A 22,560-nucleotide genomic window follows, 5' to 3' on the forward strand; every position below is an offset into this window, starting at 1 on the left:
CGGACGGTAGAAAGTTGACGCCATCGCGGGCGTCCGACGGGCCCGCCGCGCCGGGGATCCGCTCGGGTAGGGCTACCGGTGGTCCTTCGGACGCGAGAGGCAACTCGGCGGTCTAGATTGCCTGTTGACACTGCATTCCCAGAAGACCAGGAGCTGACCGTGCCCGAGAACCAGGCAGCCGCGGAACACCCCTCCGAGTCGGTGCGCAGCCGCATCGTCACCACGCAGCCGCACACGGCGCGGATCTGGAACTACTGGCTCGGCGGCAAGGACAACTACGAGGTCGACCGCGCGGCCGGTGACCAGATCCGCCAACTGCACCCCGGCATAGGCGACTACGCCCAGGCCGACCGCCTGTTCCTGGGACGGGCCGTGCGCCACCTGGTCGCCGACCGCGGGATCACGCAGTTCCTCGACATCGGTACGGGCCTGCCGACCGCCGACAACACCCACGAGGTCGCGCAACGCCTCGCCCCGGAAGCGCGGATCGTGTACGTCGACAACGACCCGCTCGTCCTCGCCCATGCCCGCGCGCTCCTCACGAGCACCCCGGAGGGCAGCACGGACTACCTCGACGAGGACCTGCGCAACGTGGACGCGATCCTCGAACACGCCTCCAAGACGCTGGACTTGAGCCGGCCGGTCGGACTGATGCTGCTCGGCGTGGTCATCTTCGTCAACGACGACGAGGAGGCGTACGGCCTCGTGCGCCGCCTCCTGGACGCCCTGCCGTCCGGCAGCCACCTGGTCCTGTCGCACACCGTCACCAGCCCCGCGATGCCCGATGTGGACGCGGCCGTGGCGTTCTGGAACGAGCACGGCACCCCGAAGCTGACCCAGCGCACCCCGGAGGCGGTCACCCGGTTCTTCGACGGCCTGGAGCTGCTCGAACCCGGGGTGGTCTCCTGCTCGCGCTGGCGCCCGGAGACCACGTCGGGCGAGGAGCCGGAAGAGGTGGCGATGTTCGGCGGAGTCGGACGCAAGCTCTGACGACCCGTCCGGCGCCGGGACCGGCCGGCGCCGGACGGTGAACACCGGGCCGCCCGCGCACGTATGGGGGGAGGGCGTTCGACCGGCGCCCCGGCGGTGGTGACGCCGTGCAGCTCGGCTTCGGGAGCCATGGATGAGGCACGCACGACGACGGATCGTCCGACGGGGGGCGCGCTTCGCGGCCGTCGGCGGACTTCTCTGCGGTGGGCTGATGGTCACGCACGCCATGGCGAGCGAACCGTCCGACACCGCGCGTGCCCAGGGGAGTTCCGCCGCCTCCGCCGCCGACACGGGATCCGGACTGGTCACGCGCCTCGGCGCGGAGCGCACCGCGGGCAGCTGGCTCGGCTCCGACGGCCGCCCGGTCGTCGCCGTGACGGACGCGGACGCGGCGGCGGAGGTGAAGGAGGCCGGAGCCCGCCCCAAGGTCGTCGACCACAGCCTGCGGGAGCTCAAGTCCGCGACGGAGAGCCTGGCTTCGGCACCCCGGGTGCCCGGCACCGCCTGGGCCGTGGACTACGCGCACAACGAGGTGGTGGTGCGCGGCGACAGCACCGTCTCCACCTCGGACTGGTCCCGCATGACGAAGCTGGCCGACGGTATCGGTGACCAGGTCCGCATGGAGCGCACCCAGGGCACGTTCACCACGCGGCTGAACGGCGCCCAGCCGATCTTCTCGAACGGGGGGCGCTGCTCCGCCGGGTTCAACGTGACCGACGGCCGGAACAAGTTCATTCTGACGGCCGGGCACTGCGGTCCGGCCGGCTCCGTGTGGTTCGCCGACACCACCGCCACCCGGCAGATCGGCCGGACGACGTCACGGTCGTTCCCGGGCGGTGACTTCTCGCTCGTGCAGTACGCGGACGGCGAGGCCGACGCGGACGGCAACGTCGTCGCCATCGGCGAGGGGCGCGGGGTGCGGATCACGGCGGCCGCCGATCCGGCGGTGGGGCAGCGGGTGTTCCGCAGCGGCAGCACCAGCGGACTCCACGACGGCGAGGTGACCGCGCTCAACGCGACGGTCAACTACCCGGAGGGCACGGTCACCGGCCTCATCGAGACCACGGTGTGTGCCGAACCCGGGGACAGCGGCGGGCCGTTGTTCTCGGAAGGCGTGGCCCTCGGCGTGACGTCGGGCGGCAACGGCGACTGCGCGTCGGGCGGTACGACGTTCTTCCAGCCGGTGACCAAGGCGCTCACCGCGCTGGGGGTGCAGCTGGCGGGACAGCCGAAGGCCTCGACGGCTCCGGGCGGTCAGGCCTCCGCGGCGCCCTCCGCCACGCAGGGCGCGGCCGTCGCCCCGGGCTCCGCGGCGCCGGGGGCCGTGGAGCCGGTCGGTACGCCGGACAGCTCGCAGACGCTCGTGTCACGGCTCACGGATCCCCGGAACATCGGTCCGGGCCTGCTGGTCATCGCGGGGAGCATCATCGCGTTGGTCGCGACCCGCTACATCCGGACGGAACAGGACCGCAGCCGCTATCGCCGCCATTACGCGCAGAGTTGGAGTTGAGCTCCGCCGGGCGGCCGGGCCGGTGCGCAGGCACCGCGGCCGCCCAGTACGGCGGAGGGTGGGGAACGGTCGGTGGGGAGGCGCGCCTACGCAACCTGCGTGGGGCGCGGGGAGGCCGCTGCCCACTCGAGGACGAGCCGCTGGTACTCCCGCCGCTCGTCCATGGTCAGCGTCCCGCCCGTCCGGAACCAAAGAGCCCGGATCTCCTCGTTGACCTCGGCCGCGGAGCGTGCCGAAGTGGATTCAGGAGTAGTGGACATGATGTGAAGCATACGGCGCCGACCGTGAAGACGATGTGAGTAAAGACGCATCTTCGGGCATCTCGGACCGTGAAGCTGATCACTCCTGTTCAAAACCGGGCGAACAGGCGGGTCCGCCGCGCGCAGGGTGTCGGATCAGGTGCCGGGCTTGCGGCCGTACACGAACACGTCGTCGCCGTTCTTCAGCAGCGACCAGTACTTCTTGGCGGTGGTCGTGGTCATGTTGACGCAGCCGTGCGAGCCCGGCGGATTCCACATGCTCAGGCCCACCGAGTGGAAGGCCTGCCCGCCGTCGAAGAACTGGCTGTAGGGCATCGGGACGTCGTAGATGCTGGAGACGTGGTCGATGTCCCGCCAGTAGATCTTCTTGAGGCCGGTGCGGGTCTCGTACCCGTCCCGCCCCGTGCGCACCGGCACCGGGCCGTAGACGAGAGTGCTGCCGTCCTGGATCCAGCTCAGCTGGAGCGTCAGGTTCACGCAGGCGATGCGGCCCTTGTTCACGGGGCACGTACCGGCCTTGTTGGGGTTGTTCCCGACGGCCTTCTGCTTGTTCATGAGATCCATCACGCCCCAGGTGACGGGTCCCGCGTAGCCGATGTTCGGGCTGATGCCGTGCTTGGTCTGGAAGGCCTGGGTGGCCTTGCAGTCGGCGCTGGACTGCCGGCCGTCGACCGGGCGGCCGAGGAACTTCTCGACCTGCTTCTGGTAGGGGCCGGTCTCTGTGGTGCAGCTCGCGGCGTGCGCGGGCGTGGTGCCGAGTGCGAGCGACAGCGGCGCGATCAGTCCGGTGATCCCGAGCGCGACGGCTCCCCGTCTGCGGATGTCCCCCATGGCAGGCCCTTCCCCTTCTCACGGTCTGGCGATCTCTGACACGTAGACCGACGGCCGGGGGATTCGGTTGTAGGTCCCCGCACGCTGCGACCGAACGGTGACATTACGCCTCGCCGCCGCCCGGAGCAAAGGGCCACTTTTCTCGGATTGGCCCCGGAATCCGGCGCAGTGGCCTGCTTACGCTAACCGTCATGCATCCCACCTTGGCCGAGGACCTGGCCCGGTTCCCCGCACTGCTGCAGTCCGCCCGCGATGTCGCCGCCCGCGAGGTGAGCCGCCTGGGAGACCGGCCGGTCGCCCGGCCGGGCGGGACGCCCGACGCCGAACCCCTGCCCGCCGACGGCGCCGGGGCCGAGGGCGCCCTGGCACGCTTCACCGAGCGGTGGGCACCCGGGTTCTCCGGCTCGGCCGGCCCCCGCTACCTCGGTTTCGTCACCGGGGGCACCACACCGGCGGGCCTCACCGGGGACTGGCTGACGAGCACGTACGACCAGAACGTGTCCGGCGCCGGCGACTCCTCGGCCACCGCACTGGAGCGGGAGACGCTGGGCTGGCTGCGCGAGCTGTTCGGGCTGGGGGAGGAGCACGGCGGGGCCTTCGTGACCGGCGCCACCGTCTCCAACACGGTCGGTCTTGCGGTCGCCCGGGAGTGGCTCGGCGAGCGGCTCGGGGTGTCCGTGTCGCGCGAGGGCGCGGCCGCGCTCGGGCCGGTCGACGTGCTGTCGGGCAGTCCCCACTCCAGCATCGCCAAGGCGCTGTCCGTACTCGGCATCGGGCGCGACCGGCTGCGCCGTGTCCCCGTGCTCGCCGGAAACCGGGAGGCCGTCGACGTGGGGCGGCTCGCCGAGGCGCTCGACGCCCTCGACGGACGGCCGGCCGTGGTGGTGGCCAACGCGGGGACGGTGAACACGGTCGACTTCGACGACCTCCGGGCGATCGCCGCGTTGAAGGAGCGCTACGACTTCTGGCTCCACGTGGACGCCGCCTTCGGCGGTTTCGCCGCGCTCTCCCCCGCCCACGCGCACCTCACGGACGGGCTCGACGCGGCCGACTCGGTCTGCGTGGACCTGCACAAGTGGCTGAACGTGCCCTACGACGCGGCCGTCCAGTTCACCCGCCGCCAGGACCTCCAGGTCCGGGTCTTCCACAACGCCTCCCCTTACCTGGGCATGCCCACCGAGGACCCCGACTTCCTGCACCTGACGCCGGAGAACTCACGGCGGCTGCGGGCACTGCCGTCCTGGTTCTCGCTGATGGCGTACGGGCGGACCGGACACCGGGAGATCGTCGAGCGGAACGTCGCGCTCGCCCGCCGGCTCGGCGAACGCATCGAACGGCTCCCGCAGTTGCGGCTTCTCGCACCCGTCCGGCTCAACGTCGTCTGCTTCGCCCCGGCGGACGACCCCACGCAGGAGCGGGTGCACGCCCTGGCCCGCTCGGTCGCCGCTTCGGGCGAGGCCTTCCTGACGCCGACCGTGTACGGCGGGACGCACGCGCTGCGGGCGGCGGTCAGCAACTGGCGCACGTCGGAGGCCGACATCGAGCGGGTGCTCGACGCGCTGGTGCGGGGCGTGGACTCCCCGGAGACGTGACACCCCCCGCCCCGCGGTCCGCGACCGGGCCCCGGGCCCCGGTCCCTCAGGGTTCCCGGGGCCGCCGAACGGCCTGCCGGAAGCCGGTGTTGACCGCCGTCAGGCCGCCGTCCACGCAGAGGGTGATACCGGTGATCCAGGCGGCGTCCCGCGAGGCGAGGAAGGCCACGGCGGCGGCGATGTCCTCCGGCTCCCCCACCCGGCCCAGCGGGTACAGCTCGGCCGCCGTGGCGAGATCGGCGTCGCGGCCCTCCCAGGCCGTGGTCCGGACGGTCCCCGGCGCCACCAGGTTCACGCGGACTCCGCGGGCGGCCGCGTGCCCGGCGAGGGTGCGGGTCAGCGAGGCGAGACCCGCCTTGGCCGCGCTGTAGGCGTGGTTGCCGAAGTCCTGGAGGCCGTTGACGGAGCCGATGCTGACGACGGCACCCCGGCCGGAGGCCACCAGGTGGGGCAGCGCGGCCCGGCAGCAGCGGTAGGCGCCGGTCAGGGTGAGGTCGAGGTCGCGCGCCCACACCTCGTCCGGCTCGTCCTCGAAGAGCGGCTCGTCCGGGGTGCACCCGTACGCGTTGTTCACGAGCACGTCCAGCGAGCCGAAGGTCTCCACCGCGTGGGCCACGGCCCGCTCCACGGACTCCCGTTCGGCCACGTCGCACGGGAAGGCCTCGGCCCGTCCCCCCGCTTCCCGCACGGCCCCGGCGGTCTTCTCCGCCTCCGCCCGGTCGATGTCGGTGACGAGGACCCCGGCCCCCTCCGCGGCCAGCCGCCGGGCGGTGGCCGCGCCGATCCCCCGCGCGGCGCCCGTGATCAGGACCCCGTACCCCTCGAAACGTGTCGTCGCAGTCATACCGGCGACCGTACTGGCCCGGCGATCACCGCGACAGCTCCGTGCCGCCGGTTCCGGCGGCCGTCAGCGGTAGCCGGTCGCGTCGGCCCGCTCGCCCGGGTCCTGGACCTCGACCATGTAGCGCCAGGCGTCGGGGCGGCTGCCGTCGAGATCGGTGAAGCCGTAGGTCCGGGCGAGCCCGCCGCTGGAGAGCGACTCGCCGTTCCAGCGGGCCCGTTCGGGGTCCGCGGCCAGCGCGGCCACCGCGCGTCCCACGTAGAACGGCGTCTCGGAGATACAGAAATGCGGCACCCTCTCCAGGGCGTCGCGCCAGGTGTCCTCGGTCACCCCGAAGTGCTCCAGCATCATCTCGGACCGCAGCCAGCCGGGTGTCAGGGCGACGGCGGTGGCCCCACGCGGTCCGAGCTCGTGGCCGAGGGCGAACGCCATGCGCAGCACGGACGACTTGGCGAGGTCGTAGAAGAAGGAGACGCGGTAGCGCGTGCGGTTGTACTCGGCGGTGCCGTCGGTCATCTCCACGACGAGTCCGCCGGGCCGGCGCAGCATCAGGGGGAGGGCGTGGTGGCTGGTGATCGCGTGCGTCTCGACCGCGAGCCGCAGCAGCCGGAGCCCCTTGTCGAGGTCGTGCTCCCAGACGGTGCTGTCCCACTCGAAGAGCAGTTCACCGCCCCACACGTCGTTGACGAGCACGTCGAGGCGCCCCTGCTCGTCGGCGATCCGGTCCACGAGCGCCCGCACCTCGGACGGGACCAGGTGGTCGGTGGGGACGGCGATGCCCCGGCCGCCCGCCGCGGTCACCAGATCCGCGGTGTCCTCGACGGTCTCCGGACGGTCGTACTCCGAACGCCGCTCACGCGTCGTGCGGCCGGTGACGTAGACGACGGCTCCGGCCGCGCCCAGTTCGACGGCGATGCCGCGGCCCGCACCCCGGGTCGCACCCGCGACCAGCGCGACCTTGCCGTCCAGTGCTCCTGCCATCGTCGGACCTCCCGATCTCCGTGCCCACCTTGACGGACGCGGCGCTCCGGCCGGCGTCGCCACGAGGGTGTCGTGGAAGCCGGACACCTACTGTCGTCTTTTTCCGCCGGTCCGGTGGTGCGTTCGGATCACCCGCTGCCTCGGCCGTCGGCGGGACGGCGGAGCCGCAGGACGTCGTACGCCATGAGCGCCACGTGGAGTTCGCTGCGCCGCTCCCCGGAGGCGAGGTCGCAGCCGAGCAGCCGCTCGATGGCGTGCAGCCGCTGGTAGAGCGTCTGGCGGGACAGCTCCCCGCGGCGGGCGGCGACCGTCTTGTTGCCGGCCGCGTCCAGGTAGTGGCGCAGGGTCGTGAGCAGGTCGGTCCCGTGGCGGGTGTCGTGGTCGGCGAGCCGGCCGAGGGTGCGTTCGGCGTACTCCTGGATCCGGATGTCCTCGCGCAGCGCGTAGAGGAGTTGGCGGAGTCCGATGTCGGACAGTTCGTGGAAGGACTTCTCCGCGGGCGGCTCGTGGTCCGCCGGGGCGGGCCGCCGTGGTGGCCCGTGCGGGGCGGCGGACGACGCCGGAGCGGCGCCGGGGAGGACCGCCTCGGCCACGTGCGCCGCCTCCCGGAAGGAACGTGCCGCCTCGCAGAGGTGTGGGACCTCGGAGCCGACACCGACGACGGCGTGCGGGTCCAGGTGCCGCGCTGCGCGGGCCAGCCGTTCGACGCCGGTCCGCCAGGGCGGCTGGGCGGGACGCAGGGCGAGCAGGCTGCCGATCCGTCCCGGGGCGAGTTCGCCCGTGAGCGCGGGGATGCCGGCGGCGCTCAGCTCCTCGGCGAGCCGGGCCTCCGCTTCCGGCCCGCCCCGGACGTCGGCCACGACGGCGAGGTAGCGGCAGTCCCCCGTCGGCAGCCCGAGCGCGGCGACGCGTGCCACGGCCTCGCCCGGCGAGCGGTGCCGCCGTCCGGCGATGTCCCGCAGCGCGTTGCGGTGCGCCCCGCGTTCCCAGGTCGTGGCGTGCACGAGACGCGCGATGGTGAGCGTCATCGCGGTCCGCTCCAGGACGGTCACGTCCTCCGGCCGGAAGGGGGGCTCCGCGCCGGGGGCGGGCAGCATGACGGCGCGGCCCCATCGCTCGCCCCGGAACTCGACCGGCGCCACCAGCCAGCCCCCGGGCCCCCGCACGGCCGTACGGTCGCCGGCGGGCGTCGCACGCGAGTGCCGCTCCCAGTCGGTGAGGGCTTCCTCCACGGTCCCGCCGGACGGTTCGCAGAGCACCGCCTGGTGCACCAGGTTCTCCAGCACGACGGTGTGGCCGCTCATCTCCGCCGCCGCCCGCACCACATCCTCGGCGGCGGCGCCGCGCAGGGTCAGCGCGGTGAACGCCTCGTGGATCCGCTGGGTTTTCAGCATCGCCTCCGCCTGACTGCCGAGGACGAGGGTGTGCACGACCTGCGTGACCTCCAGGAAGTTGACGTCCTGCGCGAGGGTGACGAGCGGCAGGTCGTGGGCCCGGCAGGCGCGGACGAGTGCCTCGGGCGGACGGTGGTAGCGCCGGACGAGCTCGATGACCAGCGCCGCGGCCCCGACACCGGCGAGTTCGTCGACGTACCGGCGCACCCGGGCCGGCTCGTCCGGCAGCGGCATGCCGGTGGTGAGGACGAGTTCGCCGCCCTTGAGGAAGGAGGCGGGGTCCGTCAGTTCGGTGATGTGGACCCAGCGCACCGGCCGGTCGAGCCGGGACTCCCCGGCGACGACGCGCGGCAGTCCCGCTGCCAGCACGGGCAGGGCCAGGACGTCGGCCACCGTCAGCGGTCCGGCCCGGTCGGGTGCGCGCGCCTGCCGGTGCGGCGGCCGGCCCGCCGGGTGGTCCTCGGTCACGGTGCCTCCCTGGCTGCCCGGCCACTCTGGCAAGCGTCCCTGACCCGTGCAAGAGCCCCCTCGGGGCCCGGGGCACCGGGCCCCGGGCCGGCGCGGGTTGACACTCCGTCCAAACCCCGGGCGTACGGCGGACAGTTCGCGCGTGTCCGCGACCGGACCGCACGGAGATGCTCGGGGTGCGGAACCGACGCACGAAGCAGGCCCCCGTAGCGCTGGGAGACGAACATGACCGCACTGTCGCCGCACCTCCGCCAGGCCACGCCCGTGGTCGCGGTCCGGGGCGAGGGCGTCCACCTGTACGGCGAGGACGGCCGCCGCTATCTCGACTTCACCGCCGGCATCGGCGTCACCAGCACCGGACACTGCCATCCGAGGGTCGTGGCCGCCGCCCGGGAGCAGGTCGGCATGCTCGTCCACGGCCAGTACACGACGGTCATGCACCGGCCGCTGCGGCAGCTGGTGGAGCGGCTCGGCGAGGTGCTTCCGGCCGGCCTGGACAGTCTGTTCTTCAGCAACTCCGGCAGCGAGGCGGTGGAGTCGGCGCTGCGACTGGCTCGGCAGGCCACGGGACGGCCCAACGTCCTGGTCTGCCACGGCGGTTTCCACGGCCGGACCGTGGCCGCGGCGTCGATGACCACCTCAGGCACCCGCTTCCGCTCCGGTTTCTCCCCGCTGATGAGCGGGGTGGTCGTCACGCCGTTCCCGACGGCCTTCCGCTACGGCTGGGACGAGGAGACGGCGACGCGGTTCGCCCTGCGGGAGCTGGACTACACGCTCCGGACGATCACCTCGCCGGACGACACCGCCGCCGTCGTCGTCGAACCGGTGCTCGGCGAGGGCGGATACGTGCCGGCGACGGCCGGTTTCCTGCAGGGCCTGCGCGAACGCGCGGACGAGCACGGCTTCCTGCTGATCCTGGACGAGGTGCAGACCGGCGTCGGCCGCACCGGCCGGTTCTGGGGCCACGACCACTTCGGCGTCACGCCGGACATCCTCGTCACCGCCAAGGGCCTGGCCAGCGGCTTCCCCCTGTCGGGCATCGCGGCCCCCGAGGAACTGATGCGCAGGGCCTGGCCCGGCTCGCAGGGCGGTACGTACGGTGCCAACGCCGTGGCCTGCGCCGCGGCCTGCGCCACGCTCGACGTGGTCCGCGACGAGAAGCTCGTGGCGAACGCCGCCTCGATGGGCGCGCGGCTGCGGGCGGGGCTGGAGGCCGTCGCCGCGAAGACCGAGGGCATCGGGGACGTACGCGGCCTCGGATTGATGCTCGGCAGCGAGTTCGTCACGGCCGACGGCGACCCCGATCCGGAGACCGCCGCCCGGGTCCAGCGGGCCGCGGTCGCCGAGGGCCTGCTCCTGCTGCTCTGCGGGGCGCACAACCAAGTGGTTCGGATGATTCCCGCGCTGGTGATCGACGAGGAGGCGGTCGACGAAGGGCTGCGGGCCTGGGCCGCTGCCGTGGAAGCCGCCGCGCGGTGAGGCGGGCCCCGCGGCCGGCCGCACCCGCGAGGCCACAAGTCGACATGCGCGTGGACGAGTCGAGGGCGGATCGCGTACGGGTCCGACCGCGTCCCGATCCCCGCGGCACTCCCCCACCGGGCTCCGCCGACCAGCCAGGAGAGACACCGTGAGCATCCCGAAGGACGTTCCCACCCGGCTGTTCGTCGGCGGCGTCTGGCGGGACGCCGCCGACGGAGCCACGATGCCCGTCCACGACCCGGCGACCGGCGAGACCGTCGCCCGGGTCGCCGACGCGGGCCTGGAGGACGCCCTCGCCGCCGAGGAAGCGGCCGTCGAGGCACAGGAGGAATGGGCCCGGACGGCACCGCGGGCGCGCAGCGAGATCCTGCGCCGCGCCTACGAGATCGCCGTCTCGCGCACCGACGAGCTGGCGCTGCTCATGACGACCGAGATGGGCAAGCCGCTGGCCGAGGCACGGGGCGAGGTGGCGTACGCCGCCGAGTTCCTCCGCTGGTTCTCGGAGGAGGCCGTACGCGTCGACGGCGGGTTCGGCACGCTGCCCGACGGACGGCACCGCATGCTGCTCATGCGCCGCCCCGTCGGGCCCTGCCTGCTCGTCACGCCGTGGAACTTCCCGCTGGCGATGGGCACGCGCAAGATCGGCCCGGCGATCGCCGCGGGCTGTACGGCGGTGCTCAAGCCGGCCCCGCAGACGCCCCTGTCCAGCCTGGCGCTGGCGGGGATCCTGCGGGAGGCCGGGCTGCCCGACGGTGTGCTGAACGTCGTCACCACCTCACGGGCCGGCGAGGTCGTCGAACCGCTGCTGCGCGGCGGCCGCATCCGCAAGCTGTCGTTCACCGGCTCCACGCGGGTCGGCCGGCTGCTGCTCGCGCAGTGCGCCGGCGCGGTCGTCCGCACGTCGATGGAGCTGGGCGGCAACGCCCCGTTCCTCGTCTTCGACGACGCCGATCTGGACGCGGCCGTGGACGGCGCGATGACCGCGAAGATGCGCAACATGGGTGAGGCGTGCACCGCCGCCAACCGCTTCTTCGTGCACCGCTCGGTGGCGGACGAGTTCGGTCGGCGTCTCGCCCGGCGGATGGGAGCACTGGTCGTCGGACCCGGTACGGCGGAAGGCGTCGACGTGGGCCCGCTGATCGACGCCGCGGGACGCGCCAAGGTCGAGGACCTGGTCGCCGACGCGGTGCGGCGGGGCGCCCGGGTGCTGGTCGGCGGCGTCGCGCCGGAGGGGCCCGGGTACTTCTATCCGCCGACCGTTCTCGCCGACGTCGATCCCGGCAGCCGGATGACGGAGGCGGAGATCTTCGGACCGGTGGCGGCGCTCCTGGTGTTCGACGACGAGGACGAGGTCGTACGGCGGGCCAACGACACTCCCTGGGGCCTGGTCGGCTACGTCTTCACGGAGGGTCTGGACCGCGCCCTGCGTCTCGGTGAGCGACTGGAGGTGGGCATGGTCGGCATCAACACCGGACTGGTGTCCAATCCCGCGGCACCGTTCGGCGGGATCAAGCAGTCCGGGCTGGGCCGGGAGGGCGGCCGGGTCGGGATCGAGGAGTTCCTGGAGTACAAGTACCTGGCGCTGCCCGTGCGTTGACCCGGCCGGCCGCGGTCGTGGGCCCCGGGCGTACGGGACCGGCGACCGCGGCCGACGCGGAAGGCGTCAGTGTCCGCGCTTGATCCACTCGTCCAGGTGCGGTGCCTCGGCCCCGACGGTGGTCGTGTCCCCGTGTCCGGTGCGCACCACCGTCTCCGGCGGGAGCCCGAGCAGACGCTCGCGGATCGACGCGACGATCGTCGGGAAGTGCGAGTAGGAGCGGCCGGTGGCCCCGGGACCGCCCTGGAAGAGGGTGTCGCCGGTGAAGACGCTGTTCAGACCGGGGGCGTACAGACACACCGCGCCCGGGGCGTGGCCCGGGGTGTGCAGGACGGTCAGGTCGGTGCCGGCCACCTCCATGACCTGCCCGTCGGCCAGCCAGGCGTCGGGCAGCCGGTCGGGGTGGGTCAGCTTCCACAGCGGCAGGTCGTCGGGGTGCAGCCAGATCGTGGCGCCGGTCCGCTCCGCGAGGGCGGGCGCCGCGTCGATGTGGTCGTCGTGCGCGTGGGTGCACACGATGGCCCGCAGCCGGCGGTCGCCCACCGCGTCGGCGATGGCGTCGGCGTCGTGCGCGGCGTCGACGACGATCGCCTCGTGGTCGTCGCCGATGATCCACACGTTGTTGTCGACGTCCCAGGTGCCGCCGTCGAGCGAGAACGTGCCGGAGGTGACGAGGTGGTCGATGCGGGCGTGCGTCATCAGAACACCACCACCGAACGCAGGACGTCGCCCTGGTGCATCCGCTCGAAGGCCTTCTCCACCTCGTCGAGCGCGATGGTCTCGGACACGAACGCCCCGAGATCCAGGCGTCCTTGCAGATGCAGGTCGATCAGCATGGGGAAGTCGCGGGACGGCAGGCAGTCGCCGTACCAGGAGGACTTGAGGGAACCACCGCGGCCGAAGACGTCCAGGAGCGGCAGTTCCAGCTTCATCTCCGGGGTGGGCACGCCGACGAGCACGACGGTCCCGGCGAGGTCGCGGGCGTAGAAGGCCTGCCGGTACGTCTCCGGGCGGCCGACGGCCTCGATGACGACGTCGGCCCCGAAGCCGCCGGTGAGTTCGCGGATCGCCTCGACGGGATCGTTCTCCCGGGAGTTGACCGTGTGCGTCGCGCCGAGTTCGCGGGCGGTGGTCAGCTTCCGGTCGTCGATGTCGACGGCGATGATCTTCGCCGCGCCGGCCAGCCGGGACCCGGCGACGGCCGCGTCGCCGACTCCGCCGCAGCCGATGACGGCGACCGTGTCGCCGCGTCCGACGTTGCCGGTGTTGATGGCGGCTCCGATGCCCGCCATGACTCCGCAGCCGAGCAGCCCGGCCACGGCGGGGGACACCGCGGGGTCGACCTTGGTGCACTGTCCTGCGGCGACCAGCGTCTTCTCGGCGAAGGCACCGATACCGAGGGCGGCCGACAGCTCCGTGCCGTCCGTGAGAGTCATCTTCTGCCGGGCGTTGTGCGTGTCGAAGCAGTACCAGGGCCGCCCGCGCAGACATGCGCGGCACTGCCCGCACACGGCGCGCCAGTTGAGGATCACGAAGTCGCCGGGTGCGACGTCCGTGACGTCCGGGCCGACCGACTCGACGACGCCCGCGGCCTCGTGGCCGAGCAGGAACGGGAAGTCGTCGTTGATGCCGCCCTGCTTGTAGTGCAGGTCGGTGTGGCACACCCCGCAGGCCTGGATCCGCACCACGGCCTCGCCCGGCCCCGGATCAGGCACGACGATGGTCTCGACGCGCACCGGCTCGTCCTTGCCCGGTGCGATCACGCCGCGTACTTCCTGCGCCATGTGATGAACCCTTCCCTTCGGTCGACGTCCTCTCGCCCGACCCTACGGTGTGACCGGGCCGAGCCGCCGCAACCCGCTCGGCCGCCGGGGGCGGAACGCCTCCCACGGCAGTGCACGGACGCCGGCCCTCGCACGATCCCGCCCCGTCCCGTCCCCGCGGCGACGTAGCCTGAAGGGTCCGCCCCGACTCCCACGAGGAGCCCCGTGAGCATCGCAGAGTCCGAAGCCGCACCCCCCGCCTGGCGGTTGCTCCTCGGGTACGTACGACCGCATCGCCGGGCCCTGTTGGCAGGCGCACTGCTGGCCCTCGGCACCGGGGCCACCGGGCTGCTGCTGCCCCTGGTGGCACGCGGTCTCATCGACGACCTCTCCGACGACCGCTCCATCACCGGTGCCCTGCTGGGCATGTCGGTGCTGGTGGTCACCAACGCGGCGGTGGGCGGGCTGGGTTCGTACGTCCTCCGGCGCACCGCCGAGTCCGTGGTGCTCGGCGCTCGGCGCACCCTCTCCTCGTATCTGCTGCGCCTGCGCATACCCGCGGTGGACCGCAGCGAGCCCGGCGACCTGATGGCCCGCATCACCTCGGACACCACGCTGCTGCGGGAGGTCACCACCGACTCGCTCGTCGGACTGGGCACCGGCGGACTGACCCTGGTCGCGACGGTGGCGATGATGGGCTTCGTCGACCCGGTGCTGCTGGGCGTCACGTTCGCGGTGATCGTCGGGGCGGGCACCGTCCTCGGCGTGATCGTGCCGCGCATCAACCGGGCGAGCCGCCGGGCGCAGGACGCGGTCGGGGTGATGGGCGCCTCGCTGGAGCGGATCCTCGGCGCCCTGCGCACTGTGAAGGCGTCCGGAGCCGAGCACCGGGAGGAGCGGACCGTCCACGCCGCGGCCGAGGAGTCGTGGCGGCAGAGCGTGAGCGCGGCCAAGTGGTCGGCCGCCGCGGGCAACACGGCGGGCCTGGCGATGCAGATCGCGTTCATCACCGTGCTCGCGGTGGGCGGTGCCCGGGTCGCGACGGGGGCCATCGACGTCGGCACGCTGGTCGCGTTCCTCCTGTACGTCTTCTATCTGATGTCGCCGATCCAGCAGGTCGTCGGCGCCGTCACCCAGTACCAGACCGGAGCCGCGGCACTGGCCAGGATCCAGGAGGCCCTGAGCCTGCCGGCCGAACCCGTCTCCCGCCCCGCGCCGCTGCCCTCCCCCGGCGCCGAACCGGCCGCGCTGGCCTTCGAGGACGTCCGCTTCCGGTACGCCGACGACCTGCCGTACGTCCACCACGGCGTGACGTTCGCCGTCCCGGCCCGGGGCATGACCGCGTTCGTCGGCCCGTCCGGGGCGGGCAAGACGACCGTGTTCTCCCTCATCGAGCGGTTCTACGACCCCGAGGCGGGTGTCATCAGCATCGACGGACGGGCTGTGGAGGACTGGGAGCTGCCGCGGCTGCGCGCCGCCATCGGCTATGTCGAGCAGGACGCGCCGGTCCTGTCGGGTTCCCTGCGCGACAATCTGCTGCTGGGCAATCCGGACGCGGACGGGGCCGAGCTGGACCGGGTCGTGAGGACGACCCGGCTCGACGGACTGATCGGCAGACTGCCGAGCGGTATGGACACCCTCGTCGGCCACCGGGGCACGAGGCTGTCCGGGGGTGAACGCCAGCGCGTGGCGATCGCCCGCGCCCTGCTGCGCCGTCCCCGGCTGCTGCTCCTCGACGAGGCCACCTCGCAGCTGGACGCGGTGAACGAGGCCGCGCTGCGCGACACGGTCGCCGATGTCTCCCGTACGACGACGGTTCTCGTGGTGGCCCACCGGCTGTCGACGGTGACGATGGCGGACCGCATCGTCGTGATGGACGCGGGCCGTGTCCGCGCGGTGGGCACCCACCGCGATCTCGTGGCGAGGGACCCGCTCTACGCCGAACTGGCCGCCACGCAGTTCCTCGCGACGGCGGCCTGACGGGCCGGCCTCCCCCAATGTGGCGAGCGTGCGCAGTGACGGGCCGTCAGAAGGGGAAGTGCGCCTGCTGGGTGGCGATGGTCACCCAGCGGGTGCTGGAGAAGGCCTCGATCCCCCAGCGTCCGCCGAAGCGGCCGTGCCCGGAGGCCTTGACCCCGCCGAACGGGGCGTGCGGCTCGTCGGCGACCGACTGGTCGTTGATGTGCACTATGCCCGTACGGATCCGTCGGGCGACGGCGAGCCCGTGGGTGGCGTTCTCGGTGATCACGCCGCATGTGAGGCCGTGGTCGGTGTCGTTGGCCGCGGCGACGGCCGCGTCGTCGTCGGCGAAGGTCTCGACGACGCAGACCGGTCCGAACGCCTCGGCGTAGTGCAGCTCGGCGGCCCTCGGGACGTCGGTCAGCACGGTCGCCGGGTGCACCGCGCCCTCCGGGGCACCGGCCCCGGTGAGGACCCTGGCGCCCTGGGCCACGGCGTCCTCGACCAGTGCGGCGACGCGCCGGGCGGCGGACGCGTCGACCAGCGGGCCGACGACGGTGTGCGGGTGGCGTGGATCGCCGGCCCGCAGCGCGGCGACCTTCGCGGTGAACTTGCGCGTGAACTCCTCGGCGAGGGACTCGTGGACGAGGACGCGGTCGCCGGACATGCAGATCTGGCCCGCGTTCATGAACACGCTGAAGGTGACGGCGTCGACCGCGTAGTCCACGTCCGCGTCGTCGAGGACGACGATCGCGTTCTTGCCGCCCAACTCCAGCACCGCGGGCTTGAGGTGGGTGGCGGCGTGCGTACCGATGATGCGGCCGACGCCGGTGGAACCGGTGAAGTTGACGGCACGCACCCGGGGATCCGCGATCAGCGTCTCGGCGATCGAGGCGGCGTCCTCGCGGGCGTTGGTGATCACGTTCAGCACCCCGTCGGGCAGCCCCGCCTCCCTCAGCACGTCCGCCACGAGCAGCGCACAGGCGATCGGAGCGTCCTCGCTCGCCTTCACGACGACGGTGTTGCCGGCGGCCAGTGGCGCCGCGACGGCCCGCACGCCGAGGATGACGGGCGCGTTCCAGGGCGCGAAGGCGGCGACGACGCCCAGGGGTTCGCGCACGGCGAGGCCCAGTACGCCCTGCTCCTGCGCGCTGAGCACCTCGCCGCGCGGAGCGGTGACCGCGGCGGCCGCCTCGCGCAGGATGTTCGCGGCGAGCGCCACGTTGAAGTGGGCCCACGGCCGGGTGCCGCCCGCCTCCCGTGCCATCAGCTCGGCCACCTCCTCGCCCCTGCCGTCGAGGAGGTCGGCGGCCCGGAGGAAGATCGCGCGGCGGGTGAAGGGATCGAGCGCCGCCCACGCGTCGAAGGCGGCGTCGGCCGCGTCCACGGCCCGGGTGACGTCCTCCGGTCCGGCGGCCGCCACCGTCGCGTACACCTCGCCGGTGTAGGGGTCGACGTCCTCGGCGGTACGGCCCGAGGCGGCGGGAACGTCCTTGCCGCCGATCAGCAGGTCACGGGTGAGGGACATGGCGCGGATTCCTTCGGTGCGTCGGTTCGGCGGTCGCGACGGCGGCGCTCGGAGCGGCCCGGGCGCCGCACCGCCCCGCTTGTTCGCAGGGTGAAATTTCATTCATTCAACTACTCCGGATGCTCCGACCCCGTCCCGGGAATGTCAAGGGCCCCCGCCGGGGCGGGGGCCCTTGGAGCGATGTGCACGGACTCGGCCTGAGCGTCCGGCGTGCCCGGTGCTAGCCGACCGGAAGCAGACCGACGACCGGGGCGACGAGGTCGGTGGCCTGGTGGAGCTGGTTGAGGTCGTGCAGTCGGTTGAGTCCGGCCAGCTGGCTGGAGACGTGCGGGAGCTGCTCCCGGTGCTCCGCCGGGACATTGCTCTGGGCGAGCGCGTCGAGCTGGGCTACCGGGCTGATCGGCGCCACGCCCAAGGTGTCGGCACCGAGCGCGTTCGCGGCCGGGGCGGCGAGCCCCGTGGCACTGACGGCGAGACCAACGGCGGCAACGATGCGTCGTGTTGAGATCATGCCTACAGCAACGCCGACGGCCCCCGGCCGGACACGGCCGTGCTCTGCTCCTCACCCGAGAGGCGCAGAGAACCGGCTGCGCTTGCCGACCTCTCCACGGCGGAGGAGCCTCGAAGGAGAGGCCCTTCGCGGCTCGCTCATCGCCGGGCCGCGGCCTTGCAAGGAGGTCATCATGGGCACCGCAGCAGGTCCCGCCTTCGACACCGAAGCGCTGCGCCGGGGCATCGAAGGACACAGTGCGGCGACGCTTCTGTCGCTCTACGCGGACGACGCGGAGGTACGCGTCGTCGACCGCAACACCCAGCCCAGCCACCCCATGGTCATGCACGGACGGGACAAGATCGGCGAGATGCTGACCGACGTCTACAGCCGGGACATGACCCACAAGCTGGAGCAGTGCGTCGTCCAGGGCGACCACGTCGCCTTCACGGAGTCCTGCGTGTACCCGGACGGTGTGAAGGTGCTGTCGCAGTCGATGGTGGCGCTCCGGGACGGCAAGATCGTCGATCACACGTTGCTGCAGGCATGGGACGAGTGATCAGGGAGTGGCCGAGGGTCCAGTTCACGTCCCGCGTGACCTGGACCATGTCGGCGCGGGCGACCATGGGCCGGTCACGTCCGGCCCCGGCACGGCGGCCCGGGCCGGTCTCCTCGGCCGGCCGGCTGGCCGCCCTGTCCCTGCTGCGCTCGGTCCTGCGCGCGGCCCGCTCCCGTCCGCGTCCGGTCGCGCGGGCCACGCGCAGGCGGCGCCTGCCTTCCCGGTGAGCCGTCCGGGGGCCGGTGGGGCGGGTACGGGTCGCCCCGCCGGCCCCCGGACCCGAACCCGCTGCGGACCGCCGTGGGATCACCGCATCCACGCGCTGTACGACATCACGTCACCGGCCTTCACGCCGTACTCGGAACCGTCCTCGGTGACGGTGTCCTCCAGCCCCAGCACCGCGCCGGTCGCCGGGTCCAGGATCAGCATCCGGCGTACGGAGTGCGCCGTGTCGTCGTAGACGTACGCCTGCCCCGAGCGTCCCAGCCGGTCGGTGACCGCACCGGCCGGCCGCAGTCCCCCGGCGTCGGCCAGGACCCGCGCCAGCGCGGCCGACTCGCGGCCGCCCAGGGTCCAGTGGTCCAGCAACTCTGCGGTCGCGTCGAGGAGTCCGGGCGTGTCCGCCGTCGAGGTGGTGTCGATCTCCTCCAGGTAGGCGCGCAGCCCGCCGACGTCGTGCGGCGGTCGGCCCCGGGGAGGGGCGTCGCTCCAGCTCGGGGGGTACGACCGCGCACTGAGGACGTGGCCGTCCGCCACGGTGCGCGGGGTGTCGTCGCCGTCGGTGAGGACCGGCCTGCCCGGGTGGCGCGGGTCGGTCGCCACGACGAGCTCCGTGTGGCTGCCGTCGGGCCTCCAGCGGACGACGCGTTCCTCGGGGAGGGTGATCGGCGGCGGGGCGCCGGAGCCGCTCGTCATGGCCAGGCTCCACGTCTGGACGTGGGTTCCCTGGCGCAGACGGGACGGGTCGTCCGCGGTGGCCGCCCGGTCGGCGACCCGGTCCAGGGGGACCGCGGCGGACCCGGCCTCGACAACCAGGGGGCGGGGCGCCGCGACGGCCGGAGCGGTCGTCGGCCCGGACAGCAGCAGGGTGAGCGCGAGGGCCGCGACGGCAGCGGCCGCGGCGAGGCTCAGGGCCCGGCGCCGCGGGCGGCGCGTGCGCCCGAGGCGCCCGGCCCCCGGCACACCGTGGAGGAGCCGGTTCAGGCGGCGTTCGGCGTGGTGGTCGAGCGGCCGGTCCCGGAAGCGGGGGTCGCCGGGCGGCACCGGGTCGGCCCGGCGCAGCAGATCGAGTTCGTCAGCCATGGCCGCGCTCCTCCGTGCAGTCGTGACGGGCCGCCCGAACGCCGCACGGCTCGGCGGCACGGGGGCTCGGGGCGGTGGGAGGCCCGGCGTGACGGGCCTGCCCCGAACCGGGGACCACCGGAAGGCGTACCGGTTCGTACCCGGGAACCTCGGCGCGCGCGGACGCGTCCGAGCCCCGATTCCCGTTGTGACGCGGCGAGTCCGGGCCGGGCGAACCGGCAGGGCGGGGCGGGTCCTGATCGGGAGTACCTGCGTCGCGGGACGGTTCCCGGCCGGGAGTACCGGGGTCGCGGGGACGGTCGGCGCTCGGGAGGCGGGCGATCTCGGCTCTCAGGCGGCGCCGTGCCCGGTGCAGCCGCATCGCCGCCGCCCGGCTGCCGCAGCCGAGGACGACGGCGACCTCGTCGATGCCGAGCTCCTCCCATGCCGTGAGGCGCAGCACCTCCTGGTCGGCGGGGCCGAGACGGGCGAGCGCGTCGTGCACCCAGGCACCGGGGGCCTCGGCGTCGGGGCTGTCCACGGTCTGCCGCCCCTGCGCGCTCTCGTGACCGGCGAGCCGGTCGACGAGCCGCCGCCGCCGTCCGTATCCGCGGACGGCGTTGGCCAGGCAGTTGCGGGCGACGCCGTACAGCCACGGCAGCGGGACGGGCGGGAGCTCGGCACGTCGGCGCCAGGCGACGGTGAACACCTCCGCCACCACTTCCTCCACGTCGTTCGTCCGGCCGTCCAGTCGCCGCGCGACGTAGCGGCTGACCGCCCAGTAGTGCTCGCGATAGGCAGCGGCGAAGATTTCGTCGTCGCTCATGCTCCGTAGGTGTCCGGCAGGTCCGTGATCGTCACACCCGCCGGTGTGACGCTCGTCGCTCCCCACGAGTGTGACGGCGGCCCGGCGTGCGGACACAGGCGGGGCATGGAGAGCAACACTGTGCCGGCGACGCGGTCCGCACCGCCCGCCCCCGTACGCGCGCACCGCACCGGAGGAGCCGTGGTGAAGTGGCTGACGACCACCGACCACAAGACGATCGGCTCGCTGTATCTGATCACGTCGTTCGCGTTCTTCTGCATCGGTGGCGTCATGGCGCTGCTGATGCGCGCCGAGCTGGCGCGCCCGGGTCTGCAGATCATGTCGAACGAGCAGTTCAACCAGGCGTTCACGATGCACGGCACGATCATGCTGCTGATGTTCGCGACGCCGCTGTTCGCCGGTTTCACGAACTGGATCATGCCGCTGCAGATCGGTGCGCCCGACGTGGCGTTCCCGCGGCTGAACATGTTCGCCTACTGGCTGTACCTGTTCGGCTCGCTCATCGCGGTCGGTGGCTTCCTCACCCCGCAGGGCGCGGCCGACTTCGGCTGGTTCGCCTACAGCCCGCTCTCGGACGCGGTCCGCTCGCCGGGCATCGGCGCCGACATGTGGATCATGGGCCTGGCGTTCTCCGGCTTCGGCACCATCCTGGGCGCGGTCAACTTCATCACCACGATCATCTGCATGCGCGCGCCCGGCATGACGATGTTCCGCATGCCGATCTTCGTATGGAACGTGCTGCTCACCGCGGTGCTGGTGCTGCTGGCCTTCCCCGTCCTGGCGGCGGCACTGTTCGCCCTGGAGGCGGACCGTAAATTCGGTGCGCACGTCTTCGACGCGGCGAACGGCGGAGCCCTGCTCTGGCAACACCTCTTCTGGTTCTTCGGCCATCCAGAGGTGTACATCATCGCCCTGCCGTTCTTCGGGATCATCTCCGAAGTCATCCCGGTGTTCTCCCGCAAGCCGATGTTCGGCTACATGGGCCTGATCGGCGCGACCATCGCGATCGCCGGCCTGTCCGTGACCGTGTGGGCGCACCACATGTACGTCACCGGCGGTGTGCTCCTGCCGTTCTTCTCCTTCATGACGTTCCTCATCGCCGTACCGACCGGTGTGAAGTTCTTCAACTGGATCGGCACGATGTGGAAGGGCTCGCTGTCCTTCGAGACACCGATGCTGTGGGCGGTCGGCTTCCTGATCACCTTCACCTTCGGTGGTCTGACCGGCGTCATCCTGGCCTCGCCGCCGATGGACTTCCACGTGTCCGACTCCTACTTCGTGGTGGCGCACTTCCACTACGTGGTCTTCGGCACCGTGGTGTTCGCGATGTTCTCCGGCTTCCACTTCTGGTGGCCGAAGATGACCGGCAAGATGCTCGACGAGCGCCTCGGCAAGATCACCTTCTGGACGCTGTTCATCGGCTTCCACGGCACCTTCCTGGTCCAGCACTGGCTGGGCGTCAACGGAATGCAGCGCCGCATCCCCGACTATCTGGCGGTGGAGGGTCTGACGACCCTCAACACGGTGTCGAGCATCTTCTCCTTCGTCCTCGGCATCTCGTTCCTGCCGTTCTTCTACAACGTCTGGAAGACGGCCAAGTACGGCAAGAAGATCGAGGTCGACGACCCGTGGGGCCACGGCCGTTCGCTCGAGTGGGCGACCTCCTGCCCGCCCCCGCGGCACAACTTCCTCACCCTGCCGCGGATCCGCTCCGAATCCCCGGCGTTCGACCTGCACCACCCCGGCGGGGCGTCCGCGCAGGCGTTGTCCGCGACGGCGGCGGGTGACGCGCGCGCCGAGCGGAGGGTGCCCCGATGACCGCCGGAGACGACCGCCTTGCGGACACCGGGGCGCTGATCAGGGAGGTGGAAGGGCATCTCCTCATCGAGGCCGCTCGTGCCGAGGGCCGCGCCGAGGCCGCCCGCTTCATCCGCCCGCTCGACTGGCTCACGGAGGCCGAGCGGGAGGTGCTGCGGACCCGCTACGCCGACCACCATCTCGCGCTCACCCGCCGGTCGTGGGAACGCACGGCGCGGCGGAGCACCCAACTGCGCGCCGAGTACGAGGCGTTGTACCGCGCACTGCGACGCCGCCTGTACTCGGAGGCCGCGCTGGTCACGACCTTCGCCGTGATCCTGCTGAGCACACTGGCCTGCGCCGTCCGTCACGGGTGACCGCGACGGACGGCCCAGGCCGGAGCGGGCGCGCGCG

General features: G+C 72.7%; 20 protein-coding genes and 1 pseudogene. 10 read left to right on the plus strand and 11 right to left on the minus strand.

Going from position 1 to position 22,560, the window contains the following annotated elements; all coding sequences use genetic code 11:
* Positions 1-159 precede the first annotated feature (159 nt).
* Both ACZ4NT_RS20160 and ACZ4NT_RS20165 read left to right on the plus strand, forming a co-directional pair.
* Positions 160-990, plus strand: coding sequence for an SAM-dependent methyltransferase (locus ACZ4NT_RS20160; protein WP_467726672.1), 831 nt, complete (start codon positions 160-162; stop codon positions 988-990).
* Between the two features lie 133 nt (positions 991-1,123).
* On the plus strand, positions 1,124-2,500 hold the full coding sequence (locus ACZ4NT_RS20165; RefSeq protein WP_121409404.1) for a trypsin-like serine protease: 1,377 nt from the start codon (positions 1,124-1,126) through the stop codon (positions 2,498-2,500).
* Between the two features lie 86 nt (positions 2,501-2,586).
* Here ACZ4NT_RS20165 and ACZ4NT_RS20170 read toward each other — a convergent pair whose 3' ends face one another.
* Together ACZ4NT_RS20170 and ACZ4NT_RS20175 are read right to left on the minus strand one after the other, a co-directional pair.
* Positions 2,587-2,772, minus strand: coding sequence for a hypothetical protein (locus ACZ4NT_RS20170; RefSeq protein ID WP_121409405.1), 186 nt, complete (start codon positions 2,770-2,772; stop codon positions 2,587-2,589).
* Positions 2,773-2,895: 123 nt separating this feature from the next.
* The gene (locus ACZ4NT_RS20175) at positions 2,896-3,591 is read right to left on the minus strand and encodes a L,D-transpeptidase (protein ID WP_121409406.1); all 696 of its coding nucleotides are present in this window, start codon (positions 3,589-3,591) and stop codon (positions 2,896-2,898) included.
* 191 nt (positions 3,592-3,782) lie between these two features.
* On the opposite strand from ACZ4NT_RS20175, the gene ACZ4NT_RS20180 reads away from it, so the two are divergent.
* A complete protein-coding gene (locus ACZ4NT_RS20180; protein WP_467726675.1) occupies positions 3,783-5,183 on the plus strand; it encodes a pyridoxal phosphate-dependent decarboxylase family protein in 1,401 nt (466 codons plus the stop codon).
* A gap of 46 nt (positions 5,184-5,229) precedes the next feature.
* On the opposite strand, the gene ACZ4NT_RS20185 is transcribed toward ACZ4NT_RS20180, so the two are convergent.
* From ACZ4NT_RS20185 to ACZ4NT_RS20195, 3 genes are all read right to left on the minus strand, one after another.
* Positions 5,230-6,027 (minus strand): SDR family NAD(P)-dependent oxidoreductase, encoded by a 798-nt coding sequence (locus tag ACZ4NT_RS20185; RefSeq protein ID WP_467726677.1) that lies wholly within the window; start codon positions 6,025-6,027, stop codon positions 5,230-5,232.
* A 63-nt stretch (positions 6,028-6,090) separates the two neighbouring features.
* On the minus strand, positions 6,091-7,005 hold the full coding sequence (locus tag ACZ4NT_RS20190) for an SDR family oxidoreductase (protein ID WP_121409409.1): 915 nt from the start codon (positions 7,003-7,005) through the stop codon (positions 6,091-6,093).
* 128 nt (positions 7,006-7,133) lie between these two features.
* On the minus strand, positions 7,134-8,867 hold the full coding sequence (locus ACZ4NT_RS20195; RefSeq protein ID WP_467726680.1) for a PucR family transcriptional regulator: 1,734 nt from the start codon (positions 8,865-8,867) through the stop codon (positions 7,134-7,136).
* A gap of 225 nt (positions 8,868-9,092) precedes the next feature.
* Between ACZ4NT_RS20195 and ACZ4NT_RS20200 the strand changes: the two genes are divergently transcribed.
* Positions 9,093-10,346 carry an aspartate aminotransferase family protein gene (locus tag ACZ4NT_RS20200; RefSeq protein WP_467726682.1) on the plus strand — a complete coding sequence of 418 codons (1,254 nt, stop codon included), beginning with the start codon at positions 9,093-9,095 and terminating at the stop codon, positions 10,344-10,346.
* Positions 10,347-10,569: 223 nt separating this feature from the next.
* Positions 10,570-11,943, plus strand: coding sequence for an NAD-dependent succinate-semialdehyde dehydrogenase (locus ACZ4NT_RS20205; protein WP_467726838.1), 1,374 nt, complete (start codon positions 10,570-10,572; stop codon positions 11,941-11,943).
* Positions 11,944-12,009: 66 nt separating this feature from the next.
* On the opposite strand, the gene ACZ4NT_RS20210 is transcribed toward ACZ4NT_RS20205, so the two are convergent.
* Entirely contained in the window at positions 12,010-12,642 is a 633-nt protein-coding gene (locus ACZ4NT_RS20210; protein ID WP_121409413.1) for an MBL fold metallo-hydrolase, read from the minus strand.
* Positions 12,642-13,727, minus strand: coding sequence for an S-(hydroxymethyl)mycothiol dehydrogenase (locus ACZ4NT_RS20215; protein WP_121409414.1), 1,086 nt, complete (start codon positions 13,725-13,727; stop codon positions 12,642-12,644). The genes ACZ4NT_RS20210 and ACZ4NT_RS20215 overlap by 1 nt, the downstream gene beginning before the upstream one ends.
* A 204-nt stretch (positions 13,728-13,931) precedes the next feature.
* Between ACZ4NT_RS20215 and ACZ4NT_RS20220 the strand changes: the two genes are divergently transcribed.
* Positions 13,932-15,686: an ABC transporter ATP-binding protein gene (locus tag ACZ4NT_RS20220; protein ID WP_467726684.1), complete on the plus strand. Its 1,755-nt coding sequence runs from the start codon at positions 13,932-13,934 to the stop codon at positions 15,684-15,686.
* Positions 15,687-15,732: 46 nt separating this feature from the next.
* Here the strand turns inward: ACZ4NT_RS20220 and ACZ4NT_RS20225 are convergent, their stop codons facing one another.
* Positions 15,733-17,193 (minus strand): aldehyde dehydrogenase family protein, encoded by a 1,461-nt coding sequence (locus ACZ4NT_RS20225; RefSeq protein ID WP_121409416.1) that lies wholly within the window; start codon positions 17,191-17,193, stop codon positions 15,733-15,735.
* A gap of 220 nt (positions 17,194-17,413) precedes the next feature.
* On the minus strand, positions 17,414-17,704 hold the full coding sequence (locus ACZ4NT_RS20230) for a hypothetical protein (RefSeq protein WP_121409417.1): 291 nt from the start codon (positions 17,702-17,704) through the stop codon (positions 17,414-17,416).
* A gap of 172 nt (positions 17,705-17,876) precedes the next feature.
* Here ACZ4NT_RS20230 and ACZ4NT_RS20235 point away from each other — a divergent pair, with 172 nt between their 5' ends.
* Both ACZ4NT_RS20235 and ACZ4NT_RS20240 read left to right on the plus strand, forming a co-directional pair.
* Positions 17,877-18,242, plus strand: a complete 366-nt coding sequence (locus tag ACZ4NT_RS20235) for a nuclear transport factor 2 family protein (RefSeq protein WP_121409418.1) — start codon at positions 17,877-17,879, stop codon at positions 18,240-18,242.
* On the plus strand, positions 18,230-18,469 hold the full coding sequence (locus tag ACZ4NT_RS20240; RefSeq protein WP_467726685.1) for a hypothetical protein: 240 nt from the start codon (positions 18,230-18,232) through the stop codon (positions 18,467-18,469). Before ACZ4NT_RS20235 ends, ACZ4NT_RS20240 begins: the two co-directional genes overlap by 13 nt.
* 79 nt (positions 18,470-18,548) lie before the next feature.
* On the opposite strand, the gene ACZ4NT_RS20245 is transcribed toward ACZ4NT_RS20240, so the two are convergent.
* Positions 18,549-19,544 carry a CU044_5270 family protein gene (locus tag ACZ4NT_RS20245; RefSeq protein ID WP_467726687.1) on the minus strand — a complete coding sequence of 332 codons (996 nt, stop codon included), beginning with the start codon at positions 19,542-19,544 and terminating at the stop codon, positions 18,549-18,551.
* 310 nt (positions 19,545-19,854) lie between these two features.
* Positions 19,855-20,349, minus strand: a pseudogene (locus tag ACZ4NT_RS20250) (RNA polymerase sigma factor); the annotation flags it as partial.
* Between the two features lie 105 nt (positions 20,350-20,454).
* Here ACZ4NT_RS20250 and ctaD point away from each other — a divergent pair.
* Positions 20,455-22,167: an aa3-type cytochrome oxidase subunit I gene (ctaD, locus tag ACZ4NT_RS20255; RefSeq protein WP_467726689.1), complete on the plus strand. Its 1,713-nt coding sequence runs from the start codon at positions 20,455-20,457 to the stop codon at positions 22,165-22,167.
* On the plus strand, positions 22,164-22,523 hold the full coding sequence (locus ACZ4NT_RS20260) for a hypothetical protein (RefSeq protein WP_467726691.1): 360 nt from the start codon (positions 22,164-22,166) through the stop codon (positions 22,521-22,523). The genes ctaD and ACZ4NT_RS20260 overlap by 4 nt, the downstream gene beginning before the upstream one ends.
* Positions 22,524-22,560: the final 37 nt, after the last annotated feature.

The organism is Streptomyces sp. NPDC026417 (assembly GCF_055567695.1).